18 protein-coding genes and 2 pseudogenes are annotated in these 19,539 nt (G+C 65.0%); 5 read left to right on the forward strand and 15 right to left on the reverse strand.

Going from position 1 to position 19,539, the window contains the following annotated elements; translation table 11 throughout:
- Window positions 1–115: 115 nt before the first annotated feature.
- Window positions 116–1,531, reverse strand: a complete 1,416-nt coding sequence (ahcY, locus tag RI03_RS11065) for an adenosylhomocysteinase (protein ID WP_010164156.1) — start codon at window positions 1,529–1,531, stop codon at window positions 116–118.
- A gap of 130 nt (window positions 1,532–1,661) precedes the next feature.
- Window positions 1,662–2,222, reverse strand: a complete 561-nt coding sequence (locus tag RI03_RS11070) for a YqgE/AlgH family protein (RefSeq protein WP_010217366.1) — start codon at window positions 2,220–2,222, stop codon at window positions 1,662–1,664.
- A 123-nt stretch (window positions 2,223–2,345) separates the two neighbouring features.
- Between RI03_RS11070 and RI03_RS11075 the strand changes: the two genes are divergently transcribed.
- The 4 genes from RI03_RS11075 (at window position 2,346) to RI03_RS11090 (ending at window position 5,252) form a co-directional block, all read left to right on the forward strand.
- The gene (locus RI03_RS11075; protein WP_010164159.1) at window positions 2,346–2,825 is read left to right on the forward strand and encodes a peroxiredoxin; all 480 of its coding nucleotides are present in this window, start codon (window positions 2,346–2,348) and stop codon (window positions 2,823–2,825) included.
- 88 nt (window positions 2,826–2,913) lie between these two features.
- On the forward strand, window positions 2,914–3,162 hold the full coding sequence (locus RI03_RS11080; RefSeq protein ID WP_010217368.1) for a hypothetical protein: 249 nt from the start codon (window positions 2,914–2,916) through the stop codon (window positions 3,160–3,162).
- 113 nt (window positions 3,163–3,275) lie between these two features.
- On the forward strand, window positions 3,276–4,733 hold the full coding sequence (locus RI03_RS11085; RefSeq protein ID WP_010217370.1) for an AMP nucleosidase: 1,458 nt from the start codon (window positions 3,276–3,278) through the stop codon (window positions 4,731–4,733).
- 60 nt (window positions 4,734–4,793) lie between these two features.
- The gene (locus RI03_RS11090) at window positions 4,794–5,252 is read left to right on the forward strand and encodes a hypothetical protein (protein ID WP_010217372.1); all 459 of its coding nucleotides are present in this window, start codon (window positions 4,794–4,796) and stop codon (window positions 5,250–5,252) included.
- 161 nt (window positions 5,253–5,413) lie between these two features.
- Here RI03_RS11090 and RI03_RS11095 read toward each other — a convergent pair whose 3' ends face one another.
- From RI03_RS11095 to RI03_RS11150, 12 genes and pseudogenes are all read right to left on the reverse strand, one after another.
- Window positions 5,414–7,246 carry a M2 family metallopeptidase gene (locus RI03_RS11095; protein ID WP_037515185.1) on the reverse strand — a complete coding sequence of 611 codons (1,833 nt, stop codon included), beginning with the start codon at window positions 7,244–7,246 and terminating at the stop codon, window positions 5,414–5,416.
- A 56-nt stretch (window positions 7,247–7,302) separates the two neighbouring features.
- Complete coding sequence (locus RI03_RS11100) at window positions 7,303–8,064, reverse strand: alpha/beta fold hydrolase (protein ID WP_010217376.1); 762 nt, start codon at window positions 8,062–8,064, stop codon at window positions 7,303–7,305.
- The gene (locus RI03_RS11105) at window positions 8,045–8,491 is read right to left on the reverse strand and encodes a GFA family protein (protein WP_026046656.1); all 447 of its coding nucleotides are present in this window, start codon (window positions 8,489–8,491) and stop codon (window positions 8,045–8,047) included. The genes RI03_RS11100 and RI03_RS11105 overlap by 20 nt, the downstream gene beginning before the upstream one ends.
- A gap of 189 nt (window positions 8,492–8,680) precedes the next feature.
- A pseudogene (locus tag RI03_RS11110) lies at window positions 8,681–9,708 on the reverse strand (aspartate-semialdehyde dehydrogenase).
- A gap of 61 nt (window positions 9,709–9,769) precedes the next feature.
- The gene (locus RI03_RS11115) at window positions 9,770–10,486 is read right to left on the reverse strand and encodes an MgtC/SapB family protein (RefSeq protein WP_010164168.1); all 717 of its coding nucleotides are present in this window, start codon (window positions 10,484–10,486) and stop codon (window positions 9,770–9,772) included.
- A 234-nt stretch (window positions 10,487–10,720) separates the two neighbouring features.
- Window positions 10,721–12,949, reverse strand: a complete 2,229-nt coding sequence (locus tag RI03_RS11120; protein WP_010217378.1) for a S9 family peptidase — start codon at window positions 12,947–12,949, stop codon at window positions 10,721–10,723.
- A gap of 93 nt (window positions 12,950–13,042) precedes the next feature.
- Entirely contained in the window at window positions 13,043–14,386 is a 1,344-nt protein-coding gene (locus tag RI03_RS11125) for a DUF418 domain-containing protein (protein ID WP_010217379.1), read from the reverse strand.
- A gap of 37 nt (window positions 14,387–14,423) precedes the next feature.
- A complete protein-coding gene (locus tag RI03_RS11130; protein WP_238542346.1) occupies window positions 14,424–15,677 on the reverse strand; it encodes a DUF418 domain-containing protein in 1,254 nt (417 codons plus the stop codon).
- Between the two features lie 367 nt (window positions 15,678–16,044).
- Window positions 16,045–16,436, reverse strand: a pseudogene (gene rplS / locus RI03_RS11135) (50S ribosomal protein L19).
- Between the two features lies 1 nt (window position 16,437).
- A complete protein-coding gene (gene trmD / locus RI03_RS11140) occupies window positions 16,438–17,169 on the reverse strand; it encodes a tRNA (guanosine(37)-N1)-methyltransferase TrmD (protein WP_010217381.1) in 732 nt (243 codons plus the stop codon).
- On the reverse strand, window positions 17,166–17,540 hold the full coding sequence (locus tag RI03_RS11145; RefSeq protein ID WP_010217382.1) for a type II toxin-antitoxin system VapC family toxin: 375 nt from the start codon (window positions 17,538–17,540) through the stop codon (window positions 17,166–17,168). The genes trmD and RI03_RS11145 overlap by 4 nt, the downstream gene beginning before the upstream one ends.
- Complete coding sequence (locus tag RI03_RS11150; RefSeq protein WP_010217385.1) at window positions 17,537–17,842, reverse strand: hypothetical protein; 306 nt, start codon at window positions 17,840–17,842, stop codon at window positions 17,537–17,539. The genes RI03_RS11145 and RI03_RS11150 overlap by 4 nt, the downstream gene beginning before the upstream one ends.
- 49 nt (window positions 17,843–17,891) lie before the next feature.
- Here RI03_RS11150 and RI03_RS11155 point away from each other — a divergent pair, with 49 nt between their 5' ends.
- Complete coding sequence (locus RI03_RS11155; protein ID WP_010217386.1) at window positions 17,892–18,797, forward strand: NAD(P)/FAD-dependent oxidoreductase; 906 nt, start codon at window positions 17,892–17,894, stop codon at window positions 18,795–18,797.
- A gap of 177 nt (window positions 18,798–18,974) precedes the next feature.
- Here RI03_RS11155 and rimM read toward each other — a convergent pair whose 3' ends face one another.
- Complete coding sequence (gene rimM / locus RI03_RS11160; protein ID WP_010217388.1) at window positions 18,975–19,451, reverse strand: ribosome maturation factor RimM; 477 nt, start codon at window positions 19,449–19,451, stop codon at window positions 18,975–18,977.
- Window positions 19,452–19,539: the final 88 nt, after the last annotated feature.

Raw genomic sequence — 19,539 nt, forward strand, 5'->3', positions numbered from 1 at the left:
TGTTTGTTAGGATATGTTGCAGTGATGCAACAATCTGTTTCTTCAGCGTAACAAAAAGGCGGCAAGCTCTCGCTTGCCGCCAGAATGGTCATTCGAAAGAATGAAACAGGTTACATCAGTAACGATAATGGTCGGGCTTGAACGGACCCTCGACCGGCACGCCAATATAGTCGGCCTGCTTCTTGGTCAGCTGGGTCATCTTCACGCCAAGCTTCTCGAGATGCAGCGCCGCAACCTTCTCGTCGAGGTGCTTGGGCAGGACGTAGACGTCGTTCTTATACTGCTCGGGGTTGGTGAACAGCTCGATCTGCGCCAGCGTCTGGTTGGTGAAGCTCGCCGACATCACGAACGACGGATGCCCCGTAGCATTACCCAGGTTAACAAGGCGACCCTTCGACAGGATGATGATCTGCTTGCCGTCGTCGAACTCGACGAGATCGACCTGCGGCTTCACTTCGGTCCACTTGTAGTTCGACAGCGCCGAAATCTGGATCTCGGAGTCGAAGTGGCCGATGTTGCAGACGATCGCCATGTTCTTCATGCCGCGCATGTGGTCGGCGGTGATGACGTCGGCGTTGCCGGTCGCGGTCACGAAGATGTCGGCGCGGGTTACGGCCTCTTCCATCGTCACGACCTCGAAGCCCTCCATCGCCGCCTGCAGCGCGCAGATCGGATCGACTTCGGTCACGAGCACGCGTGCGCCGCCGTTGCGGAGCGACTGCGCCGAGCCCTTGCCGACGTCACCGAAGCCCGCGACGGTCGCGACCTTGCCGGCGAGCATCACGTCGGTGCCGCGACGGATCGCGTCGACCAGCGATTCCTTGCAGCCGTACAGGTTGTCGAACTTCGACTTGGTCACGCTGTCGTTGACGTTGATCGCGGGGAACGGCAGCTCGCCCTTCTTGGCGATCGCATACAGGCGATGAACACCGGTCGTGGTCTCTTCCGACACGCCCTTGATGTTCTTGACGGTGTCGGTGAGGTAGCCGGGCTTCTTCGCGATGAACGCCTTGACGGCGCGCTGCATCTCGACTTCTTCCTCATTCTCGGGCTCGCCGAACGAATGGCCGGCCTCGAGCTTGGCACCCCAGAGCGCGAACGCGGTGGCATCGCCGCCATCGTCGAGGATCATGTTGCAGGTCTGGCCGTCGCCATTGTCCCAGTCGAAGATCTTGCCGACATAGTCCCAATAGTCCGCGAGGCTCTCGCCCTTGATCGCGAACACCGGCACGCCCGACGCGGCGATCGCGGCAGCGGCATGGTCCTGCGTCGAGAAGATGTTGCACGTCGCCCAGCGGACGTCGGCACCGAGCGCGGTCAGCGTCTCGATGAGCACAGCGGTCTGGATCGTCATGTGGAGCGAACCGGTGATGCGCGCGCCCTTGAGCGGCTGCGAAGCGCCGAATTCCTCGCGGAGCGCCATCAGGCCGGGCATCTCGGTCTCGGCGATGTTGATTTCTGCGCGACCGAAATCGGCTAGGCTGATGTCTGCGACGACATAGTCGGTCGGCTTGTCGAGAACGGTGGCCACGGGGCATCTCCGGTTTGGTTGATGCTCGCGCCTTTAATCCCGAATGATGCCCGGATCAAATATAAAGATGTCTTTATATGTGCTCCACCTGTTGCGGGTCGGATCGCACGGATCGCCGCGGGTCGCGGCGTCAGGCGGTCCCGGCCCCGCTTGCGAGCAGACGCGGATCAATCCCCGCCCCGCCGAACGCGCGCTCCCACCGGCGGGCCGCATCCGCGTCGTACAGGATCGAGAGATCGCCTGGCGTGCTGAACCAGCCGTGCCGCGTCATTTCCGAATCGACCTGCCCAGGCCCCCAGCCGGCATAGCCGAGCGCGACGATCCAGCGCGACGGTCCGGTCCCCGCCGCAATCGCGCGGAGGACGTCCGTCGTCCCCGACAAGGCCCATAGGTTCGCAACCCCGACCGTATCCTGCCCGCCCCAGTCCTGGCTATGAACGACGAAGCCCCGCCGTGGCTCGACCGGACCACCGATGTGCACGGCGGCGTTGGGCGCGACGCCGGGGTCGATCTCGAGCTGCTCCAGCACCGCGTGCAGCCCGACCCCGGGCAAGGTCGCGCCGATCCCGATCCCGAGCGCCCCTTCCTCGTCATGCGCGCACATCGCGATGATCGCGCGCGCGAAACGGGTATCCCCGATCCCGGGCATCGCCAGCAGGAACTGGCCGGTCAGATATGTCGTCGACTCCATCATCCGGTATCATAGGCGTGCTCCGGCATGGTCGCCACGCTTGAATTTTGCCGGCGTTCGGACGACGTACCGGCCTGCCGCTCCCCAATCCCGTGTCGGAGCGGCGGCATCAGGAGATTCCCCATGACGATCACCGTCGGCGACCGCGTCCCCACCACCATGCTCACCAAGGTCACGCCCGATGGCCCCGATCAGGTCAGCTCGGACGATTTCTTCAAGGGCCGCAAGGTCGCGCTCGTCGCGGTTCCCGGCGCGTTCACGCCGACCTGCTCGGCGCGCCACCTCCCCGGTTTCGTCGACAAGGCTGCCGACCTGAAGGCCAAGGGCATCGACGAGATCGCCTTCACCTCGGTCAACGACGCGTTCGTCATGGGCGCCTGGGGCAAGGCTAGCGACGCGGGTGCCATCACGATGCTCGCGGACGGCAATGCCGATTTCGCCAAGGCGGTCGGCCTGACCTTCGACGGCTCGAAGTTCGGCATGGGCGAGCGCAGCCAGCGCTATTCGATGCTGGTCAACGACGGTGTCGTCGAGCAGCTCAATGTCGAGGCCCCCGGTGAATTCAAGGTTTCGTCGGCCGAACATCTGCTGAGTGAAATCTAAGGTACGACGAACCGAGTGCGGCGGCGGAACACCGGTCGCCGCACTTCGTTTCTTTCGCGTAACACGTTTCACGCGAAGGGAGATTATCATGACCGATGCTATCAAGCAGGCCACCGATACCGTGCAGGATCTTGGCGACAAGGCCGCGTCCGAAGCGAAGAAGGTGGTCGATCCGTCGATCCTGACGCAGGCGCAGGAAGCGGTCACCGACGCGTTCAACGCGACCGTCACCGCCGTGAAGGAACATCCGGTTGCAGCAGCCGCGATCGCGACGGGTGCAGCGGCCGCGGTGGCCGGCACGGTGATCGGTGTGAAGAAATTGCGCGAAGGCGAATAATCCTTTCCCGTCACCCCGGCCATGGTCGGGGTGGCGGCTATTCCCCTTCTCCGCGGCCCGGTCTTGCCCCACCCGGTCTTGCCAGTGTAACGATCCGCCTTTAACCGCTGACCATGACGCAAGCATCCGACATCGTCGCCGAGCTCGATCGCCTGTATCGCGCCTCGGTCGAGCGGCTCCAGGCCGCACTGACCACCTACATCACGACCGGCCAGCCACCCGCGCCGGAAAGCCGCAAGGATGGCAGCTTCGCCTATCCCGAGATCCGGCTCCACTATCGCGGCGGCGAGGATCGCCCGGTCCCCGCGCGGTCGTTCGGTCGCCTCGTCAGCGAGGGCGCCTATGCGATCAGCGTCACCAAGCCCGCGATCTTCGCGGACTATCTGACTGAACAGCTCACCCTGCTGATCGAGGATTACGACGTCACCGTCGAGGCGGTCCCCGGCCGGCAGGAAATCCCCTTTCCCTATGTGATCGATCCCGGCCATGCGCTCAGCCTCGACGCGGTATCCGCAGTCGAACTGTCGCGACATTTCCCCGCGACCGAACTCGCGCATATTGGCGACGAGATCGCAGACGGGCGCTACGCCGTGCTCAACGGCGGCCCCCGCCCGCTCGCGCTATTCGATGGCCTGCGGACCGATTTCTCGCTCGCGCGGCTGCGGCATTACACCGGCACCCCGCCCGAGCATGTCCAGCGCTACGTGCTGTTCACCAACTATCATCGCTATGTCGACGAATTCGTCCGCTGGGCGTGCGCGCAGCTCGAGCCGCACGCGGACGGCACGCCGAGCCGCTATACCGGCGTCTCGGGCGCAGGCGGCGTGCTGATGCGCGCGGGCGACGACGTCGAGGCGATGCTTGCGGATACCAGCGCGTGGCGGCGACACCAGATGCCCGCCTATCATCTGATGGCGGCGGACGGCACCGGGATCACGCTCGTCAACATCGGCGTCGGCCCGTCGAACGCCAAAACGATCTGCGACCATCTCGCGGTGCTCCGCCCCGAGGCGTGGCTGATGATCGGCCATTGCGGCGGTTTGCGCCCGAGCCAGCGGATCGGCGATTACGTGCTCGCGCACGCCTATCTACGCGACGACCATATCCTCGACGACGTGCTTCCGCCCGAAATCCCGGTCCCCGCGATCGCCGAGGTCCAGCTCGCGCTTGCCCGCGCGGCGGAGACGGTCTCGGGCCAGACCGGCGACGAGCTCAAGCGCCGCCTGCGCACCGGCACGATCGTGACGACCGACGACCGCAACTGGGAACTGCAATATTCGCGCTCGGCGCTGCGCTTCTCGCTGTCGCGCGCGGTCGGGATCGACATGGAGTCGGCGACGATCGCGGCGCAGGGCTATCGCTTCCGCGTGCCCTATGGCACGTTGCTGTGCGTGTCGGACAAGCCGCTCCACGGCGAGCTGAAGCTGCCGGGCCAGGCCAACCGCTTCTACGAACGTGCGATCAGCGAGCATATGCGGATCGGCATCGAGGCATGCGAGGAGCTGCGGCGCGAGGGGAACAAGCTCCACTCGCGCAAGCTGCGCGCCTTCAACGAGCCGCCCTTCCGCTAAGCCACGGAAACCCCGCCACGCTGGCGCGTTCGACTGCTGCAACGATTCAAGGAACACACGATGGCCCAGCCACCGAAGAAGCCGACCGACGACGAAACCGACGCGACGACTCCGGTCAAGCCGCCCAAGCCTGCCAAGCCGGCGAAGCCTGCAGGCGCGAAGGCCAGCGGGCCGAAGCCCCCCGCCCCGCGCAAGCCGGCCAAGCCGCGCACCGCGGCGAGCCGCCCGGTGACCGGCGGCAAGGGTGCGCCTAAGCCAAAGCCCAAGCCAATGGTGAGCGATACAGACACCAAGGTGGAATCACCCGTTGCCAAGCCGCGTTGGACCGCCGCGAAGATCGTCGGCGGCGTCGCAGCGGTCGGCGCGGCAGCCGCCGCGTTGTTCGCGCTCCGCGGCAGCACGCCCGTCGCGTCAAAGCCGAAGCCGAAGCCGGGCAAAGGCGCGCATCAGGCGGACGGTAGCGATTCGAGCAAGTCGTTCGAGGCGGGCATCGCCGACGAGGGCACGATCCCGAACTGAATGCGTCCCCCTCTCCCGTAAGTACTTCCCCGGCGAAGGCCGGGGCCCAGTAGCGAGACCTGAGATGGCGGGCGCTTGCGCTCGATACCCTCGGACATTTCGACTGGGCCGCGGCCTCCGCCGGGCAAGCGCGCGTTAAAACAGCCGAGCGCCGCTACCCCTCACCAGCCCGACGGCTTCCCCTTGTTCTGCTTGTCCAGCCACGCCTTGAGCGGCGCGAAATAGGCGACCATCGCCTGCCCCGACATCTCGCGGCTCCCGGTGAACGTCTCGAGCGCATCCGGCCACGGCTTGGACTGGCCCATCGCCAGCATCGCGTTCAGCTTATCGCCGACGGCCTTGTTGTCGTAGAACGAGCAGCGATGCAGCGGCCCCTTCCAGCCCGACTGCTTGCACGCCGCCTGGTAGAACTGGAACTGCAGCAATCGCGCGAGGAAGTAGCGCGTGTACGGCACGCTGGCGGGCACGTGATACTTCGCTCCCGGATCGAACCGCGTCTCGTCGCGCGCGATCGGCGGCACGACGCCCTGATACTTCAGCCGCAGGTCGTTCCAGCTCTTCTCATACTGGGTCGCGGGGATCGCGCCCGAGAAGACGCCCCAGCGGTACTTGTCGATCAGCAGCCCGAACGGCAGGAACGCGACCTTGTCCATCGCCTGTTTGAGCAGCAGCCCGATGTCCTTGTCCGCGCTCGGCACCTTGGACTGGTCGAGCAGGCCGATCCGCACGAGATAATCGGGCGTGATCGACAGCGCGACGAAATCGCCGATTGCCTCGTGGAAGCCGTCGTTCGCGCCGTTCTTGTAGAGGAACGGCTGCGTATTATAGGCACGCTGGTAGTAGTTATGGCCCATCTCGTGATGGATCGTGACGAAATCGTCGCCATTCACCTTTGTGCACATCTTGATGCGCAGGTCGTTCATGCTGTCGACGTCCCACGCCGACGCGTGGCAGATCACCTCGCGGTCGGCAGGCTTGACGATCTGCGAGCGCGCCCAGAACGTGTCGGGGAGCGGCTTGAAGCCGAGCGAGGAATAGAAACCCTCGCCAGTTTTGAACATCTTGACCGGGTCATAGGCCTTGGCCTTGAGCAGATCGCCCGTGTCATAGCCGACATCGCCCGCACCCGCAGGCGCGACGACGTCATAGATGTTGCCCCATTCCTGCGCCCACATGTTGCCGAGCAGATCGGCGCGGATCGGGCCGGTCTTGGCCTGTACCGCATCGCCATATTTCGCGTTGAGCTTCCAGCGGACATAGGTGTGGAGCGCGACATAGAGCGGCTCGACCTGCTTCCACAATTTGTCGGTCAGCGCGGCGAACTGGTCGGGCTCCATGTCATAGCCCGAGCGCCACAAGGCACCGACGTCGGCATAGCCAAGCTCCTTCGCGCCTTTGTTGGCGATGACGACCTGGCGCGCATAGTCCTTGCGCATCTGCGCGCCGACATTGTCATGCCAACTGACCCACATTTCCTTGGACCTGGCGGGATCACGGACCGACCCCATCGCCGCCTCGATATCGCTGCCGTTGATCGGCTTGCCGTCGAGCGTGCCCTTGCCCTTGCCATATTCGGACGACATACGCGTCACGATCGTCGACAGCTCGGTCGCGGCACCCGGGGTGGTCGGTGCGGGCAGCGTCAGCCCGCTGCGAAGCAGGTCGATCTTCCGCTTCGTGTCGAACGACAGGCCCGGGATTTTGGCGTATTTCGCGGCTTCGAGCGCATATTTGACCGACATTTCGGTGCCTTCTGCGCCGAACTTGGCGGCAATCGCATCGGTGTCGTCGGTAATGTAGGTCGCGTTGATCCACGCAGCCTGCTGTGCGGGGGTCGAGAAATCCTCGAGCGCCTTTTCCGCCAGCGTGACGAAGGCGTCGGCTGCTGCGGGCGTGGCGGCGTCAGCTGCGACCGGTGCCGCCTGCTGCGCAATAGCGGGCGTCGCGGCCAGTGCGAGAGCAAGGGCAAGTGTGGAAATGCTGGTGCGCACGATGCGACTCCCCCGGGAATGCGTTGAGGGCGGCAACCTGTGCCGCCCGGAATGGATGGTCAAGCCGCGAGAAAATCGGCGATCGTGCTGCCGAGCTCGGGCTTCATCACCGCGCTCATGTGGTTGCCCGGGATGCTTGCATAGCGCCCGTCGGGCAAAGCGGCGGCAAGCGCCTCGCCCGAGCCATTGTCGTGATCGTCCACCCCGTTGACGACCAGCACCGACGGCCGGATCGTCGCCAGCGCCTCAGGCGGCGTGTCGACGAACGTGTCCAGCACGCGCAGCAACGCGAGCGGATCGCCCTTGGTGGTCTTGAGGAACGCCTCGGTCAGCCACTCGGGCGTCCCCTGCTTGAAACTGCCGAGGTTGGTCAGGACGTTATGGAAATACGCGCCGCGACCCTGCGTGTGGACGATCCCGTCCAGCCCCATCCCCGACACCGCCACCCGCCGCGGCGTCGCCCCGTTGACGAGCATCCGCATCACTGTCCGCCCGCCGAGCGAATAGCCCGCCAGATCGTAATCGCTAAGCCCGAGATGCGCGACCAGAGCCTTGCCGTCCTGCATCAATACGTCGGGCGGATAGGATGCCGCGTCATGCGGCTTCGCGCTCGATCCGTGCCCGCGCAAGTCAGGCATGATGACGCGAAAACCGGCGGCGGCGATCTTTTCGGCATGGCCGTATTTGATCCAGTTGGTCGTCGCGTCGGAGAAATATCCGTGGATCAGGACGACCGCGCGCCCTTCTCCCAACTCCCGCCACGCCAGCCGCGCACCGTCGATGCTATCGAAAAACTGCGGTTCAATCGGGGAGTTTGCCAATTGCTTTGATCCATCGATCTGCGGTCGACGGATTATCCGCGACCCGCGTTGTCGGGAGATCCTTAGTGTCCAGCCATGCCGCGTGCCAAGTCTCGGGCGAGAAATGATGTCCGGGAACGAAGCGCCCGGGCTCGTCGAAGCTGCCGACGGTCAGGTCCATGTTTTCGCCGGGTTCGAGGAATTCGAACGTCAGCGGCGTCCCGCACGCGCTGCAGAAGCCGCGCTGCGCGATGGGGGAACTCTGGTAGCGATCGGGTTCGCGTTCCCAGGTGACGTCGGCGATCTTGACGCCCTTGAGCGCGATCGACACTCCGCCGGTGGCTCGCTGGCACATCCGGCAATGGCAGAGATACGCGTCGGTGGTGTCGATCGCGACGCTGTAGCGGATGCGGCCGCACTGGCAGCCGCCGGTCATGGTTTCTGTCATGGCTTGGCTCCCCACGAAGACGATGGGATCGTCGCGCGGGTTCGCGGTTGGCGCAAGGGTCGCCTCCCCCACTCCGTCATTCCCGCGCAGGCGGGAATCCATTAGCGCCGACGCCCGCGATTGCAGACGGCAGCCAGTATGGATCCCCGCCTCCGCGGGGATGACGGATAAAGAGAGGCCGGGTCCGCCTCAGTCCCCCTTGTTCAGATAACGCCGCCCGAGCAATTCCGCGATCTGCACCGCGTTGAGCGCCGCGCCCTTGCGGAGGTTGTCGCTCACGCACCACAGCGACAGCCCGTTCTCGACGGTCGGATCCTCGCGCACGCGGCTGATGAAGGTCGCATATTCGCCGACGCACTCGACCGGCGTGACGTATCCACCGTCCTCGCGCTTGTCGACGAGCATCACGCCGGGGGCCTCGCGCAAAATCTTCTGCGCCTGCTGGGCCGAGATTTCGTTCTCGAACTCGATGTTGATCGCTTCCGAATGACCGACGAACACCGGCACGCGGACGCAGGTCGCCGTCACCTTGATCTTGGGGTCGAGAATCTTCTTGGTCTCGACCACCATCTTCCATTCTTCCTTGGTCGACCCGTCGTCGAGGAAGCTGTCGATGTGCGGGATCACGTTGAACGCGATCTGCTTGGTGAACTTCTTGGCTTGGCGGAATCGCCGACGAAGATGTTGCGCGACTGCTCGAACAGCTCGTCCATCCCCGCCTTGCCCGCGCCCGAAACCGACTGATAGGTCGCGACGACGACGCGCTTGATCTTGGCGAAATCATGCAGCGGCTTGAGGGCGACGACCATCTGCGCGGTCGAGCAATTCGGGTTCGCGATGATGTTGCGCTTGGTATAGCCCGCGATCGCATCGGGGTTCACTTCGGGCACGATCAGCGGCACGTCCGGGTCCATCCGGTACAGCGACGAATTGTCGATCACCGTGCAGCCCGCCGCCGCAAAGCGCGGCGCGTGGAGCTTGGTCCCTTCCGAGCCGATCGCGAACAGCGCCATGTCCCAGCCGGTCGGATCGAAATGCTCGATGTTCTGGACCTTGAGCTTCCGGCCCGTCTCGCCGAAATCGACTTCATCGCCCTGGCTGCGCGACGATGCGACGACCGCGATATCGTCGAGCGGGAATTCGCGCTCCGCAAGAACGTTGAGCATCTCGCGCCCGACGTTGCCCGTCGCGCCCGCGACCACGATCCTGTAACCCATGTAATCCTCCAGTTCGGAACGCGCCCGTAGCGTTGTTACGCCGGCACGTCCAATCGCTTTGCTAATCGTGCGTACGCGCCTGCCATGTTGCGTGGGTAATGCCATGCACCTTGGCGAGATGATCGGTCAGCGCGTCGAGCTCGCTGACCGTTATATTGGTGCTCACGAGCTTGGCCACAATCTCCACCCGGTCCTCGGCGCGGTTGATGATGTCGAGTTCCGCGACCGGGAGTTGCGCGGCCTCGAGATGCTCGGTCAGCAGGTCCCCCATTGGCCCGGCGTCGGCGGCGTCGGTCGTGATCGTGACGGTATAGGTCGCCTCGACGTTGCGGCCTTCCAGCGGGATGCGATTGATCGCGTCGACAAGCGGGCGGAGCATCGTGTTGGCAAGGATGACGAAGCCGGTGAGCAGCACGGCTTCGGCAATCATGTCGCTCCCCGCGATCGCGCCGACCGCGGCCGAGCACCAGAGGGTCGCGGCGGTGTTGAGGCCGCGGACGTTCATCCCCTCCTTCATGATCACGCCCGCGCCGAGGAAACCGATCCCCGACACGACATAAGCGATGATCCGGATCGACTCCACGTCGCCGCCCAGCCGCTGGCCGAGGTCGACGAACGCGGACGAGCCGAGCGCGACCAGCGCGTTGGTGCGCAAGCCCGCGGTGCGCTGCCGATACTGCCGCTCCGCGCCGATCAGCGTGCCGAGCACGAACGCGACGAGATAGCTCACGACCGTGTCGAGGAACGGCAACAGGTGGAAGGTGGTGAGGAACCGCATGGGGCTGCGCTTTATGGGAGCAGCGCGTCCGGGGCTAGAGGGGGCAGCGCTGGAGAGGGCGGAGGGTTGATGGGCTTTGGACGCCCGCCCTCCCCTAGTCCGTCATTCCCGCGCAGGCGGGAATCCATACTGGCTGGCCTCGCAGCACGGAGAGCATCAGTATCAATGGATCCCCGCCTCCGCGGGGATGACGAACGGGGGGGGGCGATGTACCCGGCGCAGCACACCGCCCCCCTACTTCTTGTCCTTCACGTTCCGGTCCAGGAACGTCAGGATCGTCCCCCAGAGATGCTCGCTGATCCCCGGCCCGGCGACACGGTGCGTATAGCCGGGGTAGAACATCATCTCGAACGGCGTCGCGGTCGCTTGCATTCGCGCCGCGAACGCGGTCGAGTTGGTGAACACGACATTGTCGTCCGCCATCCCGTGGATCAGCAGCAGCGGATCCTTGATCGCGGGTGCCTTCCCCAACGCATCCGAAGAAACATACGCCTGCTTGTCCGCGACCGGCGAGCCCATGTACCGCTCGGTATAATGGGTGTCATACTGTTCCCATTGCGTCACCGGCGCGCCCGACACGCCCGCGGCATAGACCCCCGGGTTCGCCTCGAGCATCTTGAGCGTCATGTAACCACCGTACGACCAGCCATAGATCGCCACTTTCGCAGGATCGACGAACGGCTGGCTCTTGATGAACGTCGCCCCCGCCAGCTGATCGGCAACCTCGACCGTCCCCATCGCGCGGTAGATGTGATCCTCGAACGCCTTGCCGCGATTGTACGAACCGCGATTGTCGATCTGGAAATAGATATAGCCGTGCTGCACGAGATATTGCGGCAACGCCCCGCCCCAGCCGCGCGTGACCTGCTGCCCGGTGCCGGGGCCGCCGTAATGCTGGAAGAACACCGGGTATTTCTTGCCCGGCTCGAGCGGCGGGGTGATCATCTCGTAATAAAGATCGGTCCCGTCCTCGGCCTTGATCGTGCCGAACTTGGTCTGCTGATGCGCCGCCAGATAGGGGTAATAGGGATGCCCCGGCACGACCGCATTCTCGTTGATCCACGACAGCCGCTTGCCGCCAGCATCCGCCAGATAGACCTGCGTCGGCTGGGCCGGGCTCGAACGCGAGACGATCATCCGCGTCGCGGCCTCGTCCATCGTGCCGGTGTTCCACCACCCCGCCTCGGTGAGGCGCGTGACGACGTTCGGGCGCGCGATGTCGACCGAATAGAGATGCTGCTCGAGCACGCCATCCTTGTTGCCGGTGAAGAACAGCCGGCCCTTGGCTTCGTCCACACCGAGCAACGATTGGACGACCCAGTCGCCCTTGGTCAGTGCGGTCCACTTGCCCGCGGCGAAGCGATAAAGGTGCCCGAAGCCGGTCCGCTCCGAACGCCAGATCAGGCTCCCGTCCTTCATCGGGCGATAGGCGTCGGACAGGTTGAGCCAGCTGCGCGTCCCCGATTTCTCGGTGAACAGCACCGTGGCCTTGCCCGTCGCCGGATCGACCCGAAGCATGTCGAGCGTCTTCTGGTCGCGGCTCTCACGCTGGACGAGCAAAGCGCTGCCATCGGGCGTCCAGTCGACGCGCGCAAGATAGATGTCGGGATTGCTGCCGAGGTCGACCTTGACCTTCCCCGACCCGTCCGCCTTCATCACATACAAAGCGACCGCGACGTTGGGCGTCCCCGCGGCGGGATAGCGCTGGTCATAGACCTTGGTCCCGTTCGCGCCAATCGCCGCACGCGTGACCACGCCGACCGGGGCCTCGTCGAACCGCTCGACCGCGATGTGGCTGTCCTGCGGCGACCACCAGTATCCGGTGCGGCGGTCCATTTCCTCCTGTGCGACGAACTCCGCCTCGCCCCAATGCACCGTCCCGCCGCCATCGCTGCTGACGGGGCGGGCATCGCCGCCGCCGAGCGGCTGGACGAACAAATTCTGCCCGCGCACGAAGCTGACGAAGCCGCCCCTGGGGCTGATGATCGGGTTGAGCGCGCCATCGCCCGGCGCGTTGGTCAGCCGCCGCGTGGTGCCGTCGAGGCCCGCGAGATACAGGTCGCCGTCGATCGGCACGAGGATCGTCTTGCCATCGGGGGCCCAATCGTACGCGACGATGCCCTTGGAGCCCGCGATCCGCGCGCGCTCGCGCTGCATCTTCTCGGCTTCGGACAGTTCCGCACCGCTACCGACCTTCTTCGAATCGACCAGCATCCGCTCCTGCCCGGTGCGCGTGTCGCGCGCCCACAGGTCGAACCGCTCCTTCTCGTCCGCGCGCGGACGCAGCGACGTCAGCAACGTCCCGTCGGGCGACAGCTTGACGCCGCGCGGCTGGACGCCCGACAGGTCGGGGCTGCCGAACACCTTGGCGAGCGTCAGCTTTTCGGGTGCGGCCTCAGCAGCCATCGCAGGCACCGCCACACACGCGAGCATCACGCCCGCAAACGCCCAACATGCCCGCATCCCGCATCTCCGCTCTCTCGATTGCCCGGCCCGACGACCGCGGGCGTTGCGGGCTTATCGCGACGCCGGCGTCTTGCGTAAAGGCCCTTGGCATCAGGCGATTGCGCCGCCCCCGCCATGCCGCCACCGCAACGCGCGCTGTTCGATCAGCGAGCGCCACGCCCATTCGACCGGTGCGATGCGGAACCAGCGCACCCACAGGTTCGCGCCGATCAACAGCGCCGCGTTGACGAGCACCGCGGTCACCATCAGCCCTGCCCAACTCATCCGGCCGTACAGCGCGAGCAGGAACGGCGGGTACAGCACCCACAGGCAGATCAGTGTCTGCGCAACGTAGATCGACAGCGCGGTCCGCCCCGCCGCGATGAACGGTCGCAGCAACGTCGTACCCAGCGCGGTGGTGACGAGCAGGTTGACCAGCCCGACGTGCCCCAGCGTCATCGCCAAACGCGCGACTTCGGTGGTTGCCATGCTGATCTGCGGCGCGGCGGCGAAACGCGTGCCTTCATAGGCCTCGAGCAATCGCAACGGCACGCCAATCGCATAGCAGATCCCGGTCATCACCCCATAGAACTGCGCCGAGCGCAGCCCTTGCAGGACGCCGAGCCGGAACAGCCCCGCACCGATCAGCATCGTCGCAGCGGCCTCCCAGACGAACAGCACTTCGAACCCCTGCGCCTCCATAAAGCTGAAGGTGCGCCATTGCTCCGCTGCCCAGGTCGCGAACGTCCCGGTCCGCGCCTTGTCCTCGGCAGTGATCCGCGCCCTCGTCTCGGCGGCAACCGTTGCGCGCTGGTTCTGCCGCTCCGTGGCTTGCGCAAGCACCGCTCTGTCCGCCTGCGTCAGCGGACGGTGCAGGTGCTGGCGTTGCTCGACGCGTCGAACCGCCTGCACGTTGGACCGGTCGGCACTGTAACTCATCCCGCCGCCGATCAGGAAGAACACCGCCATGCTCGAGCCGAGGAACAGCAGCGCGCGCGGGCGCAGCTCGCGGAACAGGAACGCGACAAGCGCGGCGAGGCCATAGGTGTGGAGGATGTCGCCCGGCCACAGCAGCACGAACACGTGCACCAGCCCGAACAGCAACAGGATGACGTTGCGCGTGAAATAGCGGCGCAGCACGACCGATTCCTCCGCCTGCACAGCGAACCGCTCGGTCAGGATCACCATGCCTGCGCCGAACAGCATTTCGAGCACCCCGCGCGCGGTGCCCATCGCGAGCACTTCGCGCACCCACCAAACGATCCGGTCCGCCGCCGACCAGCCGAGATGGCGGATATCGTCGAACGACGCGGTCATCGACTGGCCCATGTCGTTGATGTTCATGAACAGGATCCCGAGGATCGCGATCCCACGCAGGATATCGAGCACCGCGATCCGCGGCGCACCGTCGGGCTCGGTAGCAGTGGCGACAACGGGACTGGAAGATTGCGGCATCGGACGATCCCCACGGGGTGAACGCTCGCCCTTACCGTCAGTTCGTCACGGTTGCACGGTCAAGCCCCACGGCACGGTGCAACGCCAGCCGTTCCCCGCTCGCCAGCGACCGCCACAGCCATTCGAGCGGACCGATCCGATATCGGGCCAACCACCGGTTGGCCGCCGCCAGCAACAGGACGTCGATCATCACCGCGGTCCCGATCAGCCCGATCCAGTCCATCCTGCCGTACAGCCGCAGGCCGAACGGGGGGAACAACAGCCACAGGCAGATCAAGGTCTGCGCGACGTACAGCGACAGCGCGGTTCGACCTGCCGCCGCAAACGGCATCAGCAGCCGGCGACCACGGACGTTCCGCAACGCAAGCGATACCAGCGCGACATGCCCCAGCGTGAGGCTCAGCCGCCCGATCTCGCGCAGCGCGGCGTCGATCTGGGTCGGGTCGCTCGGGACATGCCCGGCCCACACCGGCGGGATGCGGATCGCCAAGCCGACGCCGTAAGCCACGGCGGCAAGGCGCGCATAGAAAGCGGTGCTGCGCTGCCCCTGCACCACGCCGAGCTTGAACAGCCCCGCGCCGATCATCATCGTCGCCGCCGCTTCCCCGAGGCCGTAGATCACCCACCCCCAGTTGAACAAGGCGACGTAATCGTCGAGCATCGCCTCGTGCCAGCGCGCGAAGGTCGTCGTGCGTTCGCGATCCTCCCGCTGGGCTGCCGCGAGATCGGGTGCCACGGTGACCGCGTTCGCGCGCCACGGCGGCATGGTTTGGCCCGAAGAAAGCTTCGCCGCATGTGCGGCGTTGCCCGACACCTCGTAAAGGGTGCCCGTGACACGGCCGTCCGACCCTATCAGCGCCGACGCCGCAAGCGCGATCGCGTAAGTCGAACCGATCAGGACAAGCTGCGCCCCGCGCAGGCGCCGGAACGGAAAGGCAATCAGGGCCGCGATTGCGTAGATGTGCAGGAAGTCGCCGTACCATGACAACGCGAAGACGTGAAAAAGCCCGATCAGGAACAGCAGCAGATACCGCACCCAGAAGCGCCTCGCCACCGCCATCGCATCGCCGTTGCGGGCAAGCGTGGTCGTCAGGAGGATCATTCCGGCGCCGAACACCAGTTCGAGCAGGCATCGCGCCGTTCCGGAAATGAAGATTTGCCGGACACTCCAGACGATCTGGTCCGCAACGGTCCAGCCAAGCGTTTCCGGTAACCGGCCGGTGTGCGAACTTCCGCCCATACCGTTGATGTTGATGACCAGGACCGCAAGGACCGCCAATCCGCGCAACACGTCCAGTTGATGAAAGCGCGCACCGGCGGTGCTCAGTGCACGAGTAGTGACCCGCGACACTGCGACAACATTGATCGTAATGGCCCCTGTCCCGATTCGTTACGGTACAGTACCAATAGCTAATAATTTCGATGGTAATACACCATTAGTATTAGACGACGTGCCTGGATATGACCGCTCGGGCGGCGGTTATTATTGAACACAAGGCTGATTCAGGCTTGGGGAATTGCACCGACCGAAAGACATTATTGTCTTCAATCAATCGCTAGCGCGGCACTCCGCTGAGTCCGCCGCCTTCAACGCATGCGAAAAAGGGCGCGGAGGCCATCGCCTCCGCGCCCTTGTCTCGTCTCGCGACTGGCCGAGCTTACTCGGCTGCGGCAGTGCCCTTTGCAGGACGCGTGTCGCGACGCTCTGCGATACGCGCCGACTTGCCGGTGCGGCCACGCAGATAGTACAGCTTCGCACGACGCACCGCGCCCTTGCGGACGACGACGATGCTGTCGATGTTGGGCAATACAGCGGGAAGACGCGCTCCACGCCCTCACCGAACGAAATCTTCCGTACGGTGAAGTTGCTGCCCATGCCCTTGTTCGACCGCGCGATGCACACGCCTTCGTAGTTCTGGACGCGGGTGCGCTCGCCTTCGACAACCTTCACGCCGACCTTGAGCGTATCGCCAGGGCGGAATTCGGGGATCTGCTTGTTCTCGAGAAACTTGGCAATGTTCTCGGCTTCGATCGTCTGGATGAGATTCATCTCATGCGTCCTTCGTCTGTCGTCGCGCGCCAGAGGGCGGTTGGACCCGAGCACCCTCATGGCGCTCCCACAGATCCGGCCGCCGTAGCCGTGTATCGGTCTCGGCCATGTGCTTGCGCCACGCCGAAATCCTCGCATGATCCCCCGATCGCAACACTTCGGGGATCGTGCGCCCTTCCCATTCAAATGGTCGGGTGTACTGCGGATATTCGAGAAGGCCGCTTTCGAAGCTCTCGTCATCACCGCTAGAAGCCGCGCCCATTACGCCGGGAAGCAGCCGAATGCAAGCGTCCAGCAGGACGAGCGCGCCCATTTCGCCCCCCGACAGGATATAGTCGCCGATCGACACTTCCTCGATCGCGCGCGCCTCGAAGATGCGTTCGTCGAACCCCTCGAACCGGCCGCACAGGACGGTGACGCCCAGCCCTTGCGCGAGGTCGCGGACGCGCGCCTGCGTGAGCGGGCGGCCGCGCGGCGTCATCGCGAGGATCGGCGCGCCGGTCGCGACGCTGTCGATCGCCGCGGCGAGGACGTCCGCCTTGAGCACCATGCCCGCGCCGCCGCCCGCCGGTGTCTCGTCGACGGTACGATGCTTGTCGGTCGCGAAATCGCGGATGTTGCGCGCGTCGAGGGACCACTTCCCCTCCCCCAGCGCCCGGCCAGCGAGCGAGATGCCGAGCGGGCCGGGGAACATCTCTGGGTAGAGCGTGAGGACAGTGGCGGCGAAAGTCATAGCGTCCAATTCTCTACGCGCAGGTCGGGGATATCGGCAAAGTCGCGTTCGTTGTTGGTTACGAGGGTCAAATCGAGCGCGAGCGCATGCGCTGCGATCAAGCGATCGAAACTGCCGCGCCGGAACGGTAGCTCGGCATATTGACGCGCCGCTGCCGTGTCGAACGGAACCGGCGGAACGTCGCGTATGAAGGCTTCCAGGACCTTGAGCGGCGGCATCTTTCCGTTCCGGCTACCAAAAGCAATCTCGGCGAAGGTAACGGAAGAAACTGCCAGATCGCCTTCGACACACGTACGCACGCGAGCGCGAAGACGATCCGCCTGCGTTGCCAGCAACAGAATGCAAATGTTCGTATCGAGAAGATAGATCACGCCGCCGATGGCCAGTCAGGGTCGTCCCACGGTCGAGGGCTGTGGTCGAATTCGCGATCTTCCGGCGTAACGGGCAACAACCAGGGCAACGCCCCCATCCAGCCATCCCCGGAGATCTTGCGCTGCGTGTTCGCAGGCTCGAAGGTGAACGTGCCGCGATCTTCTCGGACGATCATTTCTGTTCCTTCGATGGCACCGAGCCCCTTTGGCAGTCGCACCGCCAACGAATTCCCTGATTTGAATACCTTGGCGCGAAATTCCTGTGCCATGCCGATCTCCGTATATACAATATGTATATACATCTCGGCAGATCGTCAAGGAACGATGCGACCGTGCAGACGTATCGCTGCCATGGACGACTGCATCATCATCGGCGCCGGCCCGGCCGGACTTACCGCTGCGATCTATCTCGCGCGGTTTCACCTGAAGATCCGGCTGTTCGATTGTGGCAGCAGCCGCGCGGCGCTGATCCCGCGAACGCACAACCACGCGGGCTATCCCGGCGGGATCAAGGGGACCGACTTGCTCCGGCTCATGCTCGACCAGGCCGAGGAATTCGGCGCGGTGCGCGAGGCGGCGGAAGTGACCGAGATCCGCCCGACCGGCGACAACTTCGAGGTTCGCGTCGGCGACCAAGTGTTCCCGACGCGCTCGGTCCTGCTCGCGACCGGCGTCGTCAACATCCGCCCGGAGATGGACCGTGCCGTCCATGACGCGGCGCTCGCACGCGGGCTGTTCCGCTATTGCCCGATCTGCGACGGCTATGAAGTCACCGACAAGCGCGTCGGGGTGATCGGCACTGGCGACCACGGGATGAAGGAAGCGCTGTTCCTGCGCGGCTACACGCGCGACGTCACGCTGATCGCGCCGGGCGCGCGGCACGAGCTGGACGATGCGTGCCGTGCCAAGCTGGAGGAGGCGGGGGTCGTGCATGTCGATGGCCCCTGCTCGCCGATGCGGATCGAGGGGGCGCAGATGGTGGTGACGACGCCCGATGGCGATCTGGCGTTCGACAGCGTCTATCCCGCGCTGGGGTCCACCATCCGCTCGAAGCTTGCGGTCGCGGCGGGCGCGCGTGCGACGGGCGAGGGATGCCTAGAGGTCGACGACCACCAGCGTACCTCGATCCCGGGGCTGTTCGCGGCGGGGGATGTGGTCAAGGGGCTGGACCAGATCAGCCATGCGATGGGGGAAGCGGGTGTTGCCGCGACGACGATCCGCAATTTGCTGGATGATCGGCGGCCGTTGCGGCGGTGATGGCGGTGACGGTGGCGGAGTGCTGAGGTGGCACCCCGCCCCACCCGTCATTCCCGCGAAAGCGGGAATCTATTAGCGCCGTCCCTCGCAAGTCATCACGGTCAGCCAGTATGGATCCCCGCCTACGCGGGGATGACGGCTACTTAGAGAATGACGGCGATTGGTCGGACTACCCGCTCAGACGATAAACGCCCCGTCCACGACCACGCGCTCCGCGTTCCATTCGGGAACCGCGTCGGCGTTCATCGGGATCATGAAGCGCTTCTTGTCGGGTCGCTCGATCTCGAGCACGTCACCCGCGCCGAAATCGTCGATCGCGACGACATGGCCGAGCGCCTCACCCTCCAGCGAAACCGCCGGAAGACCAAGCAGATCGGCGTGATAATATTCGCCCTCTTCCAGGGGCGGCAAAGCCGAACGCGGCACGGTCAGTTCGGTCCCGCGCATCGCCTCGGCGGCGTTGCGGTCGGTCACTTCGGCGATCCGTGCGATCGCGCCGTTGCTGCCGGGGCGCACCGACTTGAGGGTCAGCGCGCCGCCGTTGAACGTCTTGTACTGCCCAAGGTCCTCGGTGAAGACCTTGAGACGCACCTCCCCCGTGACGCCGTGCGCGCCGATCACGACTGCGAGCGTAACGGGGGAGTCGCCGGACATCAGCCTTCTGCCGGTGCCGCGGCGCTTTCGCCTTCGTTGGTCGCATCTTCGGTAGCTGCTTCAGGCTCGGGCGCAGGCGCTGCGGCTG

The organism is Sphingomonas sp. PAMC 26621 (assembly GCF_000251145.1).
Classification (GTDB): domain Bacteria; phylum Pseudomonadota; class Alphaproteobacteria; order Sphingomonadales; family Sphingomonadaceae; genus Sphingomonas.

What these genes read in the sequence shown, in the direction of transcription:
- RI03_RS11070 (WP_010217366.1), bottom strand. Translation starts at nt 2,222, where the DNA reads ATGGAGTCGACGACATATCTGACCGGCCAGTTCCTGCTGGCGATGCCC.
- RI03_RS11075 (WP_010164159.1), top strand. Translation starts at nt 2,346, where the DNA reads ATGACGATCACCGTCGGCGACCGCGTCCCCACCACCATGCTCACCAAG.
- RI03_RS11080 (WP_010217368.1), top strand. Translation starts at nt 2,914, where the DNA reads ATGACCGATGCTATCAAGCAGGCCACCGATACCGTGCAGGATCTTGGC.
- RI03_RS11085 (WP_010217370.1), top strand. Translation starts at nt 3,276, where the DNA reads ATGACGCAAGCATCCGACATCGTCGCCGAGCTCGATCGCCTGTATCGC.
- RI03_RS11090 (WP_010217372.1), top strand. Translation starts at nt 4,794, where the DNA reads ATGGCCCAGCCACCGAAGAAGCCGACCGACGACGAAACCGACGCGACG.
- RI03_RS11105 (WP_026046656.1), bottom strand. Translation starts at nt 8,491, where the DNA reads ATGACAGAAACCATGACCGGCGGCTGCCAGTGCGGCCGCATCCGCTAC.
- RI03_RS11115 (WP_010164168.1), bottom strand. Translation starts at nt 10,486, where the DNA reads ATGCGGTTCCTCACCACCTTCCACCTGTTGCCGTTCCTCGACACGGTC.
- RI03_RS11120 (WP_010217378.1), bottom strand. Translation starts at nt 12,949, where the DNA reads ATGCGGGCATGTTGGGCGTTTGCGGGCGTGATGCTCGCGTGTGTGGCG.
- RI03_RS11125 (WP_010217379.1), bottom strand. Translation starts at nt 14,386, where the DNA reads ATGCCGCAATCTTCCAGTCCCGTTGTCGCCACTGCTACCGAGCCCGAC.
- trmD (WP_010217381.1), bottom strand. Translation starts at nt 17,169, where the DNA reads ATGACTTTCGCCGCCACTGTCCTCACGCTCTACCCAGAGATGTTCCCC.
- RI03_RS11150 (WP_010217385.1), bottom strand. Translation starts at nt 17,842, where the DNA reads ATGTATATACATATTGTATATACGGAGATCGGCATGGCACAGGAATTT.
- RI03_RS11155 (WP_010217386.1), top strand. Translation starts at nt 17,892, where the DNA reads ATGGACGACTGCATCATCATCGGCGCCGGCCCGGCCGGACTTACCGCT.
- rimM (WP_010217388.1), bottom strand. Translation starts at nt 19,451, where the DNA reads ATGTCCGGCGACTCCCCCGTTACGCTCGCAGTCGTGATCGGCGCGCAC.